The 14,323-nt window shown below is 59.5% G+C and carries 13 protein-coding genes; 6 read left to right on the forward strand and 7 right to left on the reverse strand.

The features are described from left to right. Positions 1–23 precede the first annotated feature (23 nt). Positions 24–2,246, reverse strand: coding sequence for a polyphosphate kinase 1 (ppk1, locus tag QFX16_RS28035; protein ID WP_283182133.1), 2,223 nt, complete (start codon positions 2,244–2,246; stop codon positions 24–26). An 18-nt stretch (positions 2,247–2,264) separates the two neighbouring features. Further along, entirely contained in the window at positions 2,265–3,278 is a 1,014-nt protein-coding gene (gene hemB / locus QFX16_RS28040) for a porphobilinogen synthase (protein WP_008150323.1), read from the reverse strand. 208 nt (positions 3,279–3,486) lie between these two features. On the opposite strand from hemB, the gene QFX16_RS28045 reads away from it, so the two are divergent. After that, a complete protein-coding gene (locus QFX16_RS28045) occupies positions 3,487–4,110 on the forward strand; it encodes a DedA family protein (RefSeq protein ID WP_283182134.1) in 624 nt (207 codons plus the stop codon). On the opposite strand, the gene QFX16_RS28050 is transcribed toward QFX16_RS28045, so the two are convergent. Then, positions 4,091–5,326: a sterol desaturase family protein gene (locus QFX16_RS28050; protein WP_283182135.1), complete on the reverse strand. Its 1,236-nt coding sequence runs from the start codon at positions 5,324–5,326 to the stop codon at positions 4,091–4,093. The two genes, QFX16_RS28045 and QFX16_RS28050, sit on opposite strands and share 20 nt — an antisense overlap. A gap of 115 nt (positions 5,327–5,441) precedes the next feature. Between QFX16_RS28050 and elbB the strand changes: the two genes are divergently transcribed. Then, a complete protein-coding gene (gene elbB, locus QFX16_RS28055) occupies positions 5,442–6,110 on the forward strand; it encodes an isoprenoid biosynthesis glyoxalase ElbB (RefSeq protein WP_095126974.1) in 669 nt (222 codons plus the stop codon). Between the two features lie 118 nt (positions 6,111–6,228). Here elbB and QFX16_RS28060 read toward each other — a convergent pair whose 3' ends face one another. Both QFX16_RS28060 and QFX16_RS28065 read right to left on the reverse strand, forming a co-directional pair. Further along, positions 6,229–6,684, reverse strand: a complete 456-nt coding sequence (locus QFX16_RS28060; RefSeq protein WP_084320266.1) for a YaiI/YqxD family protein — start codon at positions 6,682–6,684, stop codon at positions 6,229–6,231. Positions 6,685–6,748: 64 nt separating this feature from the next. Continuing rightward, positions 6,749–8,647: a cytochrome c/FTR1 family iron permease gene (locus QFX16_RS28065; protein WP_283182136.1), complete on the reverse strand. Its 1,899-nt coding sequence runs from the start codon at positions 8,645–8,647 to the stop codon at positions 6,749–6,751. 330 nt (positions 8,648–8,977) lie between these two features. On the opposite strand from QFX16_RS28065, the gene QFX16_RS28070 reads away from it, so the two are divergent. The 4 genes from QFX16_RS28070 to QFX16_RS28085 are packed head-to-tail and all read left to right on the forward strand — an operon-like array spanning position 8,978 to position 12,133. Beyond that, entirely contained in the window at positions 8,978–10,372 is a 1,395-nt protein-coding gene (locus tag QFX16_RS28070; protein WP_283182137.1) for a COG3014 family protein, read from the forward strand. A 15-nt stretch (positions 10,373–10,387) separates the two neighbouring features. Beyond that, positions 10,388–10,759 (forward strand): YcfL family putative periplasmic lipoprotein, encoded by a 372-nt coding sequence (locus QFX16_RS28075; protein WP_283182138.1) that lies wholly within the window; start codon positions 10,388–10,390, stop codon positions 10,757–10,759. A 39-nt stretch (positions 10,760–10,798) separates the two neighbouring features. Further along, positions 10,799–11,386 carry a penicillin-binding protein activator LpoB gene (gene lpoB / locus QFX16_RS28080; protein WP_283182139.1) on the forward strand — a complete coding sequence of 196 codons (588 nt, stop codon included), beginning with the start codon at positions 10,799–10,801 and terminating at the stop codon, positions 11,384–11,386. Between the two features lie 3 nt (positions 11,387–11,389). After that, on the forward strand, positions 11,390–12,133 hold the full coding sequence (locus tag QFX16_RS28085; RefSeq protein ID WP_283182140.1) for a penicillin-binding protein activator LpoB: 744 nt from the start codon (positions 11,390–11,392) through the stop codon (positions 12,131–12,133). A 40-nt stretch (positions 12,134–12,173) separates the two neighbouring features. Here the strand turns inward: QFX16_RS28085 and QFX16_RS28090 are convergent, their stop codons facing one another. Together QFX16_RS28090 and QFX16_RS28095 are read right to left on the reverse strand one after the other, a co-directional pair. Further along, positions 12,174–13,505 (reverse strand): IS4 family transposase, encoded by a 1,332-nt coding sequence (locus QFX16_RS28090; protein ID WP_283181584.1) that lies wholly within the window; start codon positions 13,503–13,505, stop codon positions 12,174–12,176. A gap of 120 nt (positions 13,506–13,625) precedes the next feature. Next, entirely contained in the window at positions 13,626–14,258 is a 633-nt protein-coding gene (locus QFX16_RS28095) for a LysE family transporter (protein WP_283182141.1), read from the reverse strand. Positions 14,259–14,323 lie beyond the last annotated feature (65 nt).

The raw sequence follows: 14,323 nt of genomic DNA on the forward strand, positions 1-14,323 counted from the left end.
TTTTTTGCCCAAAATAATTCGCGTTAACGAACCGTCAGAATCGGACTGCCCAAACGCTCCAGCAAAGTCGCCTGGGCGCTGCGCGGATTCTGGTTACCCGTCGGCGTGTTGCGGATGTAACGGCCGTCCGCCTGCAAGCTCCAGCTGTGGGTGTTATCGGTGAGATAAAGCTCCAGCTCTTTCTTGACCCGCAAGATCAGCTTCTTGCCCTCGACCGGGAAGCAAGTCTCGACGCGCTTGTCGAGGTTGCGCTCCATCCAGTCGGCGCTGGACAGGAACATCTGCTCTTCGCCGCCATTGAGGAAGTAGAAGACCCGGGTGTGCTCCAGGAAACGCCCGATGATCGAGCGCACGTGGATGTTATGCGAAACCCCGGCGATGCCCGGACGCAGGCAGCACATGCCGCGCACCACCAGATCGATACGCACCCCGGACTGACTGGCCTTGTACAGCGCGCGAATGATCTTCGGATCGGTCAGCGAGTTGAACTTGGCGATGATGTGCGCCGGTTTGCCGTCGAGGGCGAACTGGGTCTCCCGGGCAATCATGTCGAGCATGCCCTTCTTCAGCGTGAACGGCGCGTGCAGCAGCTTCTTCATGCGCAGGGTTTTGCCCATGCCGATCAACTGGCTGAACAATTTGCCGACGTCTTCGCACAAGGCATCGTCGGACGTCAGCAGGCTGTAGTCGGTGTACAGACGGGCGTTGGCCGCGTGGTAGTTGCCGGTCCCCAAGTGGGCGTAACGGACAATCTCGCCGGCCTCGCGACGCAAGATCAGCATCATCTTGGCGTGGGTCTTGAAGCCGACCACGCCGTAAATCACCACCGCACCGGCCGCTTGCAGACGGCTGGCCAGTTGCAGGTTGGACTCTTCATCGAACCGCGCGCGCAATTCGATCACCGCGGTGACTTCCTTGCCGTTACGCGCAGCATCGACCAGCGCATCAACGATCTCCGAGTTGGCGCCGGAGCGGTACAGGGTCTGACGGACCGCCAATACATGCGGGTCCTTGGCAGCCTGGCGCAGCAGGTCGACCACTGGGGTGAATGACTCGAACGGGTGCAGCAACAGGATGTCCTGCTTGCTGATCACACTGAAAATGTTCTCGCTGTTCTGCAGCAGTTTCGGGATCTGCGGCGTGAACGGCATGTATTGCAGCGCGCGCTGACTGTCCAGGCCGGTGATGCTGAACAGGCGAGTCAGGTTGACCGGACCGTTGACCTGATACAGCTCGGTTTCGTGCAGGTTGAACTGCTTGAGCAAGTAGTCGGACAGGTGTTTCGGGCACGTGTCGGCCACTTCCAGACGCACCGCGTCACCGTAGCGACGGGAGAACAACTCGCCGCGCAGGGCGCGGGCCAGGTCTTCTACATCTTCGGTGTCGACGGAAAGGTCGGCGTTACGGGTCAGACGGAACTGGTAGCAGCCCTTGACCTTCATGCCCTGGAACAAGTCATCGGCGTGAGCGTGGATCATCGACGACAGGAACACATAGTTGTCGCCAGAGCCGCCCACTTCTTCCGGCAACTTGATGACGCGCGGCAACAGACGTGGCGCCGGAATGATCGCCAAACCGGAATCGCGGCCGAAGGCGTCGATACCTTCGAGCTCGACGATGAAGTTCAGGCTCTTGTTGACCAGCAATGGGAACGGGTGCGTCGGGTCGAGGCCAATCGGGGTAATGATCGGCGCGATCTCGTCGCGGAAATAGCGGCGCACCCAGGTTTTGATCTTGGTGGTCCAGTGACGCCGGCGGATGAAGCGGACCTGATGCTTTTCCAGCTCCGGCAACAGAATGTCGTTTAGGATCGCGTACTGGCGGTCGACGTGACCGTGCACCAGTTCGCTGATGCGGGCCAGGGCCTGGTGCGGTTGCAGGCCATCGGCGCCGGCCTGTTCACGGGCGAAGGTGATCTGCTTCTTCAGACCGGCTACACGAATCTCGAAGAACTCGTCCAGGTTGCTGGAGAAGATCAGCAGAAACTTCAGCCGCTCCAGCAACGGGTAGGACTCATCCAGCGCCTGCTCCAGCACGCGGATGTTGAACTGCAGTTGCGAGAGCTCGCGATGGATGTACAAGCTGCTGTCATCCAGGCCGGGAATGGCAATCGCTGGCGCCGCTATTGCGGGCTCGGCCACCACAGCGGGAGCAGCAGGCTCCAGTTCCGGCGGGGTTTCGGCGATTTGCTCCACCACAGGTTGAGCATCTTTTACGGCAACTTCAGTGAGTCCTTCGGTATTCATCGAATGTTCCTGGGAGGGCTATTTTTGCTCTCGTAACAATTGAGCAGCACGGACGGCAAAGTAAGTCAGGATGCCATCAGCGCCTGCACGTTTAAAAGCGGTCAGGGATTCGAGGATAACCCCTTCGCTCAACCAGCCATTCTGGATTGCCGCCATGTGCATGGCATATTCACCGCTGACCTGATAAACAAAGGTCGGCACTTTAAATTCTTCTTTGACCCGGTAGAGGATGTCCAGATACGGCATGCCTGGCTTGACCATGACCATGTCCGCGCCTTCTGACAAGTCCGCCGCCACTTCGTGCAGGGCTTCGTTGCTGTTGGCCGGGTCCATCTGATAGGAGGCCTTGTTGGCCTTGCCCAGGTTCAGCGCCGAACCGACCGCATCGCGGAACGGGCCGTAATAGGCGCTGGCGTACTTCGCCGAGTAAGCCATGATCCGCACGTTGACGTGATCGGCCAGTTCAAGCGCTTCGCGGATCGCCTGGATGCGGCCGTCCATCATGTCCGACGGGGCCACCACCTGAGCGCCGGCTTCGGCGTGGGACAACGCCTGCTTGACCAGTGCGTCGACGGTGATGTCGTTCTGCACGTAGCCTTCTTCGTCGAGAATACCGTCCTGACCATGGGTGGTGAACGGGTCCAGGGCGACATCGGTGATCACGCCCAGCTCAGGGAACTGCGCCCGCAATGCGCGGGTGGCGCGCTGGGCAATGCCGTTGGGGTTCCAGGCTTCGGCGGCGTCCAGAGACTTGAGCTCCGGCGGCGTCACCGGGAATAACGCCAATGCCGGAATCCCCAGTTCGACCCACTTGGCCGCTTCTTCAAGCAACAGATCGATGGTCAGGCGCTCGACACCTGGCATCGACGCCACCGCTTCGCGACGGTTTTCACCGTCCAGCACGAACACCGGCAGGATCAGATCGTCGACGGTCAGAACGTTTTCACGGACCAGTCGACGCGAGAAATCATCACGGCGGTTGCGACGCAGGCGGGTTGCAGGAAACAAACGGTTGGCGGGGGTAAAGCTCACGGCAGACTCCTGAGCCCGCGCTGGCGGGCGAGCGTGACAGTTATAAGTGGCCATTATGACGAACGTATTACAGTTATGTGCACCCCTGTGACAGGTAGCCGCATTCCATTGTCCTTGTAGGAAATGTTCACGTCGAGACACATTTGGACACTTTCATGAATGTTCCCGAAGGGTTAGGCTGCGCGTTCATTTCGCCAGCATCCAGACAATGCTCCAACAATTTCTTCAGGAATTCGGCTACTTCGCCCTTTTTCTCGGCACGTTTTTCGAAGGCGAAACCATTCTGGTGCTCGCAGGCTTCCTCGCGTTCCGCGGATACATGGACCTCAAATTGGTCATGATCGTGGCGTTCCTCGGCAGTTATGCCGGTGATCAGCTGTGGTATTTCCTGGGGCGCAAGCACGGCCGCAAGTTGCTGGCACGCAAACCGCGCTGGCAATTGATGGGTGACCGGGCTCTGGAACACATCCGCAGGCACCCGGACATCTGGGTACTGAGCTTCCGCTTTGTCTATGGCCTGCGCACGGTGATGCCGGTAGCGATCGGCTTGTCGGGCTATCCGCCGGGACGCTATCTGTTGCTCAACGGGATTGGTGCCGCGATCTGGGCCGCCGCGCTGGCTGCTGCCGCCTATCACTTTGGTGCGGTGCTCGAAGGCATGCTCGGCAGCGTCAAGAAGTACGAGCTGTGGGTGCTTGGCGCCCTGCTGATACTGGGCTTTTTCCTGTGGTTGCGCCGACGCCTCAAGAACGCCCGTCTGGCGAAGAAGATCTACGCCGACGAGCAGGCTGAACTGGCCAAATCTGCCGAGACTAAGACGCCAGCCGAGTGAAACGGTTTCTGCAACAGTAGAGACCGATACCACTGAGCAGGCTGTAACTCAGTAGGCCGACCCAGCCTGCCGCGCTGGCCGGCCACAGCCCAAACACCGGCGCCAGCCACACCAGCGGCACATTCGAAGCCAGGCGCAGCAGCTCCAGCTTCAGCGCCCACGGGCGATTCTCCAGGGCCACGCCCAACGTAAACAAACCCAGCGCCACGGCACTCCAACCGAGTACCAGCGCGGAGGTTGGCAAACTTTGCTCCAGGTTCATCAAGTAGCTGCCCAGCGCGATGTAGACGCAGAACTGCAACACGACGTAAAGCTGCTGACGCCCGTCCAGCGGCACCTCGAACTTACGGAACTGACTCAGGTCTGGCTTGTTCATCGGGTACTTGGCCGCCACATCCGCCGGCCGCCAACCGGTGCGCATGAACCAGATGCGCAGCTTGTCCCATTTGCTTTGCGCACGCCGCGCGTCATCCCACAGCTGCGCGTAGAACTGCACGTTCGCCCACACCGGATTCCAGCTCGCGAGCGGCGTGGTAACACCGAAAATCACCGGTTCGTTATCGTCCTCTTCCTGGAACGAGCCAAATAGACGGTCCCAAATAATGAACACCCCGCCGTAGTTGCGATCCATGTAGAGAGCGTTCTGTGCATGGTGGGCCCGATGATTGGACGGCGTGACAAAGAACCACTCGAACCAGCCGAGCTTGGGAATGTGTTTGGTATGCACCCAGAATTGGTACAGCAAGTTCAGCGAGGCGACGCTGATGAACACCAGCAGCGGCACGCCGAGCACGGCCATCGGCAGGTAGAAGATCCAGCTCAACAGGAAGCCGGTACTGGTCTGGCGCAGCGCCGTGGACAGGTTGTAGTCCTCGCTCTGGTGATGCACCGAATGCGCCGCCCAGAGGATGTTGCGTTCATGGCCCATGCGATGCAGCCAGTAGTAGCAGAAGTCGTAGAGGAAAAAGGCGAAAACCCAGACCCAAACGCTGTCGGCCGAGAGTTCGAGCAGCGCCAGGTGCTTGAGGGCAAACGCATACGTCACCAGACCGACGCCTTTGGTCAACAGGCCGGTGGTGGTCGACAGCACGCCGGTGCTCATGCTGTTGATCGCGTCCGCCACACGATAATTGCTCAATCCGCGCCAACGGTCGGCCAGCAGTTCGACGGCAATCAGCACAAAGAAAAACGGCACCGCATACAGAATGAAGTCCATGACGCGCCCTGATCGGAATCTTGAGGACAGATCCTAGGTGTAGCCGCGAATTAACCCTATGGCAACGAGTGACAAATTAGTGGACATTTAACGCCATGAATCTGGAGAAAAGCCCATGAGCAAAAAAATTGCAGTGATCCTATCCGGCTGTGGCGTGTACGACGGCGCCGAGATCCACGAAAGCGTGATCACCCTGCTGCGTCTGGACCAGCGGGGGGCTCAGGTGCAGTGTTTCGCACCGAACATCGCGCAGCTACATGTGATCAATCACCTGACCGGCGAAGAAATGCCCGAGTCGCGCAACGTGCTGGTGGAATCGGCGCGGATCGCCCGAGGCAACATCAAGGATATCCGCGAAGCGGACGTGGAAGACTTCGATGCGCTGATCGTTCCGGGCGGTTTCGGGGCGGCCAAGAACCTGTCGAACTTCGCCGTCGAAGGCGCCGGCTGCACCGTGCAACCGGAAGTCCTGGCGCTGGCTGAAGCCTTTGCCGAGGCCGGCAAACCGGTCGGGCTGATCTGCATCTCGCCGGCGCTCGCGGCGAAGATCTATGGACCGGGCGTGACCTGCACCATCGGTAATGACGCCGATACTGCCGCCGCCATGAACAAGATGGGTGCCACCCACAAAGATTGCGCGGTGAGCGACATCGTCGAAGACAAGGCCCGCAAACTGGTGTGCACCCCGGCTTATATGCTGGCGCAATCGATCAGCGAGGCAGCGTCAGGCATCAACAAACTGGTCGACCGCGTGCTCGAACTGACCCACGAAAACGACGCCTGACCCTGATCAAAATGTGGGAGCGAGCCTGCTCGCGAAGACGTACTGTCAATCGACATCATCGTTGAATGTGCTGTCCCCTTCGCGAGCAGGCTCGCTCCCACAGGGTCCAGCACAAGGCTCAAGATTTACGGGAAAGCCGCGTGAGGATCCGGTCCAGCGCATTGGCAAACGCCTGCTTCTCGCGCTCGCCAAACGGCGCTGGCCCGCCGCTCATCTGCCCCTGCTCACGTAGATCGGTAAACAGATTACGCACCGCCAACCGATCGCCCATGTTCTGCGCATCGAACTCTTTGCCCCGTGGATCCAGCGCCGCAACGCCCTTTTTCACCAGTCGGTCGGCCAGCGGCACATCGCTGCAGATCACCAATTCGCCAGGGACCGCGTATTCCACCAGGTAGTCGTCGGCGGCATCCGGACCGCTTGGCACCACGATCAGCTTCACCAGGGCCAAACCCGGTTTGATCTGCGGCTGTCCGGCCACCAGCACCACTTCGAACTGACGCTTGAGGGCGAACTTCACCACCAGATCCTTGGCCGCCCGAGGGCAGGCGTCGGCATCGATCCACACACGCATTGTGTTTTCCTCGGTTCAAAAAGCTTCGCGAGCAGGCTCGCGATTGTGAGCGCAGCGAATGCTTTTAAGAAACCTGCACCCGCCGCTTCTCAGCCAGCCGACTACGGCTATATAGAACAATGATCGCGATAATCGCCACCGCCTGCGCACTCAGCGAATACGCATCAGCGTGGATCCCCAGCCAGTCGAAGTCAAAGAACGGCACCGGCCGGGTGCCGAAAATCCCGGCTTCCTGCAGCGCCTTCACGCCATGCCCGGCAAACACCACCGACAACGCGCACAGCAGGCCGGCGTTGATACTGAAAAACAACGACAGCGGCAGTTTCGCCGAGCCACGCAGAATCACCCAAGCCAGACCCACCAACATAACCAACGCCGTCGCACCACCCGCCAGTACCGCGTTATGGCCCGCTGGACCTGCCTGCAGCCACAGGGTCTCGTAGAACAGAATCACTTCAAACAGCTCGCGATACACCGAGAAGAATGCCAGCGTCGCAAACCCGAAACGCCCACCGCCGCCCACCAGACTGCTCTTGATGTAATCCTGCCAGGCCGCTGCGTGACGACGGTCGTGCATCCACACGCCGAGCCAAAGCACCATGACGGCGGCAAACAACGCCGTCGCACCTTCCAGCAATTCGCGTTGCGAGCCGCTGACATCGATCACATACGCCGCCAGCGCCCAGGTCGCCAGACCCGCCAGCAGCGCCAGCCCCCAGCCGACGTTGACGCTGTGCACCGCCGATTGCTGGCCGGTGTGGCGCAGGAACGCGAGGATTGCCGCCAACACCAGAATCGCTTCCAGACCTTCGCGCAACAGAATCAACAAACCGGAGATGTAGCTCAGAGACCAGCTCAGGCCATCGCTGCCCAGCAGACCGGCGGATTCCTTCAACTTGGTCTTGGCCGCATCCAGTCGCTCCTGAACCTGGGCCACCGGCAAACCGTCCTGCAACGACTGACGGTAAGCCATCAGTGATTTTTCGGTGTCTTTACGCACATTGGCGTCGACGTTATCCAGAGAACTTTCGACCAGTTCGAAGCCCTCCAGATAAGCCGCCACCGACAGGTCATAAGCCTGATCGTGATCACCGGCACGGTAGGCTGCGAAGCTCTTGTCCAGGGTCGCGGCGGTATAGTCCAGCAATTGCGCCGGGCCACGCTTGACCTGCGGCGGTTGCGCCCGCTGCGCACGGAAGGTCGCCGCAGCTTGCGGCCCCTCGGCAACCTGCACTTCTGCGGGAGTCTGACGGGCCAGGTCGGCGATGTTGTAGGTTTTTTCGGATTTTGCAGCAGCCGGGTCGGCGCTGAAGCTGGCGATGTAGGTCGCCAGGTCCCAACGCTGACGATCATCCAGCTGATCGGCGAAGGCCGGCATGTCGGTGCTTTCGACACCGAGGCCCAGGGTGCTGTAGATCGCGTAGAGGCTCAGGTGATCCAGTCGCGCCGCATCACGCAGATTGGACGGCGGCGGCGTCAAACCAACTCCCGCCGGGCCATCCCCGGCACCCGCGTCGCCGTGGCACACCGAACAATGCTGAGCGTACAACGGCGCACCACGGGTCGGATCCGACGTAATGATCGGTGCCTGGCTGACTTCATAGGTCACCGCCAGCTTGGCGCCGAGTTGCCGTGCCTGACGGCCGACATCCGCGCCGTCCTGACGCGCAGCGATCGCGTTGCGCAGCGTGCTGACGCCCTGCTCCAGCCCGGCTTTTTCCGGTTTGGCCGGCATCGAGGCGATCAAGCCTTGCAGCGCCTTGATAAATTCCAGCTGCTCTTGGTATTCGGACTCATTAATGACCTTGCCCGCTTGCACCGTTTCCGGGTAATCCGCACCGATGTAATCGAGCAAATGCAGCGCTTGTGGCGCGCCTTCCACGGTGTCGGCCAGCAGGTTGAAACTGCACAGGGCAAACAACGGCAACATCAGCCAGGCCAGGAAACGGGACGGGGCAGTCATGAATGAATCTCAATTGGAAATACGAAGTAACACATTGTTCACTTCCAATGACTTTCACTCAAGCTTTGTTGTGGGGTGCGCGGCAGGCTGGGTGGCCAACGCATCGGGTTCGCGTTTCCGAGCCATGATGGCACGCCGTTAAAATGCGAAATTAAAAAGCCATTACATAGCCAGCATCCTTGCTTATAATGCCGCGCCTTCGTTATTGCGAAACGGTATTTAAGCTCCTCTTTTTATGAGGAATTGGCAGGAGGCCAACATTCCCGCCAGTAGGTCCCATCAGCCCGACCAGCATTTGCGGCTGCTTACATTCAGGGAAGAAGTACCCCAATGGCATCCCGCGCCCTTACCTCGATCGCGCTCAGCGCCGTCACCTTGCTCTCCGGCTGCTCGGCGTTTCGCAACTACGACTCCGAACTGGCCCAAACCAACCAGCAACTGGCCGCCGGCAATGTCGATGCCGCGTTGACCCTGCTGGAAAAGAACAACACCAGCGCGGACAAAGACCTGCTCTATTACTTCGAGAAAGGGGAACTGCTGCGCGCCAAAGGTGACCTGTCCGGCAGCCAGAATGCCTGGACCAGTGCCGATCAGGTGGTGGGCAAGTGGGAAGACTCGGTCAAGCTTGATACCGGCAAATACCTCGCCCAGTTCGGCAGTTTCGTGGTGAACGACAAGGTCCGTCGCTACGAAGGCTACGACTACGAAAAAGTCATGTTGACCACGCAGATGGCCCTCAACCTGCTGGCGGTGAACGACTTCGACGGCGCGCGCATGTCGATCAAGAAGACCCACGAACGCGAAGCAGTGATCGCCGACCTGCGCGACAAGGAATACCTCAAGAGCGAAGAGGAAGCCGAGAAAGAAGGCGTCAAAACCCAGTACAAGGATTTGCAGGGTTACCCGGTCGCGAGCCTCGACGCACCGGAAGTGGTCAGCCTGAAAAACAGCTACCAGAGTGCGTTCAGCCACTACCTGGCCGGCTTCGTCTACGAAGCCCTGGGTGAAAAAGACCTGGCCGCGCCGGGCTATCGCAAAGCCGCCGAACTGCGCCCGAACACTCCGCTGCTCGAACAGGCGCTGGTCAATCTCGACAAGCCAAGTGGCAAGGACGAGGCAAGTGACGTCCTGATCGTCGTGCAAAGTGGTCTGGCGCCGGCGCGCGATTCGATCCGCATCCCATTGCCCTTGCCGATCAGCAACCAGTTGGTGATCACGCCACTGTCGTTCCCAATCATCAAGGCGGACACCTCCACCGCCACGCTCACCCAGATTGGCGTGGACGGTCAGCAACTGAACTTGACGCAACTCAACAGCACCACTGCCATGTCCCGTCGCGCACTGCGTGACGATATGCCGGGCATCATTTTGCGCACCACCGTGCGTGCCGTGACCAAAGGCGTGGCACAGAAGCAGATCAATGAAACCAACCCGCTGGCGGGCCTGGCGGTCGGTATCTCTTCAGCCGTGCTCGAAGGTGCCGATACCCGTACGTGGCGCACCCTGCCGGACTACACCCAAGTGGTGCGTCTGCGCCTGAAGAAAGGTGAGCACCAAGTCACCCTGCCGAGCGCCGTGGGCGGTTCGGTGGTCAAGGTCACCGTCGATCAGCGTTACCAGGTCATCAGCCTGCGCGCCGTGGGCAATCAGGTGTTCGCCAGCGGCGTGGCCGCGCATGTGATCCCGAGTGCCAACCCGACCGCCGTGGCCAGCCTCAAACCTTAAGAACGGAGTCTTTGCATGCGTTTCAAACTTATCGCTGTTGTCGCCCTGGCCTTGTTGGCCGGGTGCGCCACCCCGCCACCGCCGGAACCTGGCAGCGCCGCCAGCAAGGTCGTGGCCATGGGCAAGCTCAAGAACATCGTGGTCGGCGCCATGCGCGTCGCCCGGGAAAATGGCTTCATGACGGTCAATGCGCAGCTGAGCAACACCAGCTTCAACAACAAGACCTTCTACTACCGTTTTGCCTGGCTCGGCCCTGAAGGCTTCCCCGTCGCCGAAGAAGAAACCTGGAAAAGCCAGATGATGTACGGCGAGCAGACCAGCTTCATTCAGGCGATCGCGCCAACCGCCAAAGCCGTGGATTTCCGTCTCGAAATCAAAACGCCTTAAGCCCGACACCCTATTCGTTCAGTTCTAGAGAGCATTCCCATGTTTGCACGCTTTTCGTTCATTGCCGTTATCGCCCTTCTGGCCAGCGGTTGCGCCAACACTTCGCCAACGCTGGGCAGCAAAAGCATCAGCTACGGCGACACCAAGGCTGTAGAAACCGTGACCAATGAGTTCGGTTCCACCGACCTGCAGATGATCGCTGAATCCATGACCCGCTCCCTGGCCCAGTCCGGCATCATGCAGGGTCGTCCGGTGGTTCAGGTCTACGACGTGAAGAACAAGACCAGCGAGTACATCGATACCCGCGAAATCACCACCAGCATCAAGACCCAGCTGATGAAAACCGGTGTCGCGCGCTTCGCCAGCGACAACAACGCGATGCAAAGCCAGGTTGACCAGCTCAAGCTGCAAAACCAGAGCGGCCTGTACAAGAAAAGCACCGTGGCCAAGACCGGCAACATGATCGCCGCCAAATACCGTATCGAAGGTTCGATCAGCTCGATCGTCAAGCGCAGCAGCGACTACAAGGACGTCTTCTACAAATTCAGCCTGCAATTGATTGACGTTGAAAGCGGTCTGGCCGAGTGGATGGACGAGAAAGAGATCCGCAAGACCACGGAGCGTTAATCAATGCGCGCATGGATTGGCATGATGGCCCTGGCTTGCGCCTTCAGCGTGCAAGCGGCCCCGAAAGTCGCCGTGACGGACCTCGCGTACCAGGAGCGAGTGGAGCAGTACATCCACATCGTTTCGGCACAGAGCAACCACAACCAGAGTTACTACGGCGCCAGCGGGTCTTCGAGCTACAACGAAATCGAAGCCACCACCAGCTACATCGAACAAGGTGAATTGCGCAAATTCACCGGCGACATCAAGGGCGAGATTCTTCGTACCGGCATGTTCCAGCTGGTCCAGGGCACGCCTTATACATCGGCGTCCAAGGGTGACGTCTATGACGTGATCAAGCGAATCAAGGCCGGCAACTTCAAAGGCGCCGACTATGTGTTGTTCGGCACCGTGTCGGACATCGACTTCAACAACGACATCAACGAGCTCGCCAACACCGATAGCTATTCGGCGGTGCTGGCGTTGACCCTGGTGGCGGATTTCAGCCTGATCAACACCAAGACCTTCGAAATCACCTCGGCCTTCACGGCGATGGGCGAAGGTCAGGACACCAAACTGATGAACCATCGGGACATCCGTGTCTCGCTGAACCGCCCGCGGGTGGTGCGTGACGTGTCCAAGTCCTTGGGCGAAGACGTGGCGGGGCAACTGAGCCAACAGCTCGGTGGCGGCGGTTACGAGCAGCCGGGCCAAGCCCCGCGGCGCAATAACCTGCCAGCGGACATAGCGCCAGTGATTCTGCGCTGAACCCTGAAACTAAAAAGGCGACCCTAAGGGTTAATGCCAGTCAGTTAAGCTGACTGGCATTTTTCTTTCTGATCGGATATTTCGGTGATTTGAGCCTTATGGCGCGGGGATAAATGCGCTCTTCCCGTCGATGCGGCAGAACATAATGCGGGGCAGAGGCGTGCAGCTCGGCCAGATATTTGGGGATGTTCCCGGAACGGTCGGCCGAAACGCTGTTGATAAACCCTAAAATTGCCCAAGTACACGCGGCAAAGCTCATTTCGCACGGGTAAATACCTGGACAGTGGCGGCTCATTTCCACCATCTGGTAGCGCAGCAGGTTGTAGCCCAGCAACACACCCCACAGTTCCTGCTCGATCATCTCGGGCGTCTTGCTACGCAATGTATAGCTGCTGTTGAGCAGCGTCTGTTTCATCTCGCGAAACCCTAATTCGATCTCCCATCGCTGGCTGTACAGGTCGACGATTTCGTCGGACGGGAAGCGTAGCGGATCGGCCATCGACGTCAGGATCTGACAAACCTTGCCCTTGACGGTTTTGCTCAGCAATCGCGCGGTCAGGCGCTCCGGCAGCCCCGGCCATTGCGTGCGGGCCTGCGGCGAAGTGCTCAACGAGACCACAGCGTCCTGGCGCCCCAAGCGCTGAATCACTTCGTACTGCGCACCTTTGCGCAGAGGCATCAGCCAATGCCGCTCGATGCCTGCTTGCTGCCACTGATGCAGCAAACCCAAGGAGTAAAAACCGCGATCGAACAGCGTCAGCGAGTGATCGGGCGTGGTTTCGATCAGTTGCTCCGCCAGTTTCATTTCGTTGCTGCGATAGCCATCCAACGCGCTGCCGATCAGCATGTGGCTGGTCAACTCCATTTGGCAGACCATGCGCACCTGGGGGAAACCGGTGTCGCCATGCTGGTTGCTGGCGGAATCGTAGCGCGCCCGATTTTCGGGTGTATCGGGCGTTCGCCATACGACACCGTCGACCCCCAGCAAACGCAAGCCTGCCCAAGTTGGGTGATCCACGGCCTCATGCCAACTTTTCTGAGTCAGATGGAAGACTTGTCGTACAGCTTCGCTGCCTAATCGCTGACGGGCCTGGACTACGGCGCTGGGCGCCACCAGCGGACGTTGTCCCGGCAGCATGATGTTCATGCGGCTGACCACATCCCAGGCCGACATGCGTCGAAAGAACGCCATGGAGATCACGCACCAAAGCATCATTTCCAGCGGCAAACGCCGCTTGCGCAGGGTCGCCACGCCGGCCTGTTCAAGTGCCTGCTCGACCAAAGATGGATCGAGTAAAGAATCCAGTCCCTCGATTGAGTTAGGGGTGGAGGCGATATTGTGGGTCAGTTCTAGGGCCCGAGCGAGACGCATAAAAAAATCCGATGCCAGTACAGGCATCGGATTTTGATTTCTTGCGGCCAAAGGTCAAGCAAGAGGGCTTAACTGATCGGCATTAGACCCTAAGGGTCGCCTTTTTTGTGCCTGACGGTTTTACACCACCGCTTTGCGAAGGGTCGCCATGAACGCCGCCGCACCGATGAACAGCCCGGCAAAGGTGCGGTTCATGCGTTTTTGCTGCTTGGGCGTGCGCAACAGGCGCAACACCTTGGAAGCGAGCCCGGTGTAACCGGCCATGACGATCAGGTCGACGCAGATCATGGTCACACCGAGGATCAGGTACTGCGCCACCAGCGGTGCATGCGGATCAATGAATTGCGGCAGCACTGCGAGCATGAACACCAACGCCTTGGGGTTGCTGACGTTCACCAGGAACCCCCGGAACACCAGCGCCATCGGCTTGCCGATTTGCCGGACGGCCGCGTCGTCGCTCATGTCATTGGGCAGCGCGCGCCATTGCTTGACCGCCAGGTAAACCAGATAGGCCACGCCAAACCATTTGATCGCGTAGAAAGCGGTGGCCGACGCCGCGAGGATTGCACCGACACCGGCGGCGACAATCGCAATCTGTAGCGCCAGGCCCAGTTGCAGGCCCAGGGCGTTCCAATAACCGCGCCAGAAACCGTATCGCAGACCGCTGGACATCGACGCAATGGCGCCGGCACCGGGAGACAGACTGATCACCCAGCAGGCGGCAAAAAACGCCAGCCATGTTTGAAGCACCATCGCACACCTCGACTCAGACTCGTGACAGACGTCTAAGCTAATGCGGCTTTGGGCCGATGACTACC

Source organism: Pseudomonas svalbardensis (assembly GCF_030053115.1).
GTDB lineage: Bacteria > Pseudomonadota > Gammaproteobacteria > Pseudomonadales > Pseudomonadaceae > Aquipseudomonas > Aquipseudomonas svalbardensis.

Coding starts and splice junctions, on each gene's coding strand:
- ppk1 (WP_283182133.1), bottom strand. CDS start 2,246: ATGAATACCGAAGGACTCACTGAAGTTGCCGTAAAAGATGCTCAACCT.
- QFX16_RS28045 (WP_283182134.1), top strand. CDS start 3,487: ATGCTCCAACAATTTCTTCAGGAATTCGGCTACTTCGCCCTTTTTCTC.
- QFX16_RS28050 (WP_283182135.1), bottom strand. CDS start 5,326: ATGGACTTCATTCTGTATGCGGTGCCGTTTTTCTTTGTGCTGATTGCC.
- elbB (WP_095126974.1), top strand. CDS start 5,442: ATGAGCAAAAAAATTGCAGTGATCCTATCCGGCTGTGGCGTGTACGAC.
- QFX16_RS28060 (WP_084320266.1), bottom strand. CDS start 6,684: ATGCGTGTGTGGATCGATGCCGACGCCTGCCCTCGGGCGGCCAAGGAT.
- QFX16_RS28065 (WP_283182136.1), bottom strand. CDS start 8,647: ATGACTGCCCCGTCCCGTTTCCTGGCCTGGCTGATGTTGCCGTTGTTT.
- QFX16_RS28070 (WP_283182137.1), top strand. CDS start 8,978: ATGGCATCCCGCGCCCTTACCTCGATCGCGCTCAGCGCCGTCACCTTG.
- QFX16_RS28075 (WP_283182138.1), top strand. CDS start 10,388: ATGCGTTTCAAACTTATCGCTGTTGTCGCCCTGGCCTTGTTGGCCGGG.
- lpoB (WP_283182139.1), top strand. CDS start 10,799: ATGTTTGCACGCTTTTCGTTCATTGCCGTTATCGCCCTTCTGGCCAGC.
- QFX16_RS28085 (WP_283182140.1), top strand. CDS start 11,390: ATGCGCGCATGGATTGGCATGATGGCCCTGGCTTGCGCCTTCAGCGTG.
- QFX16_RS28090 (WP_283181584.1), bottom strand. CDS start 13,505: ATGCGTCTCGCTCGGGCCCTAGAACTGACCCACAATATCGCCTCCACC.
- QFX16_RS28095 (WP_283182141.1), bottom strand. CDS start 14,258: ATGGTGCTTCAAACATGGCTGGCGTTTTTTGCCGCCTGCTGGGTGATC.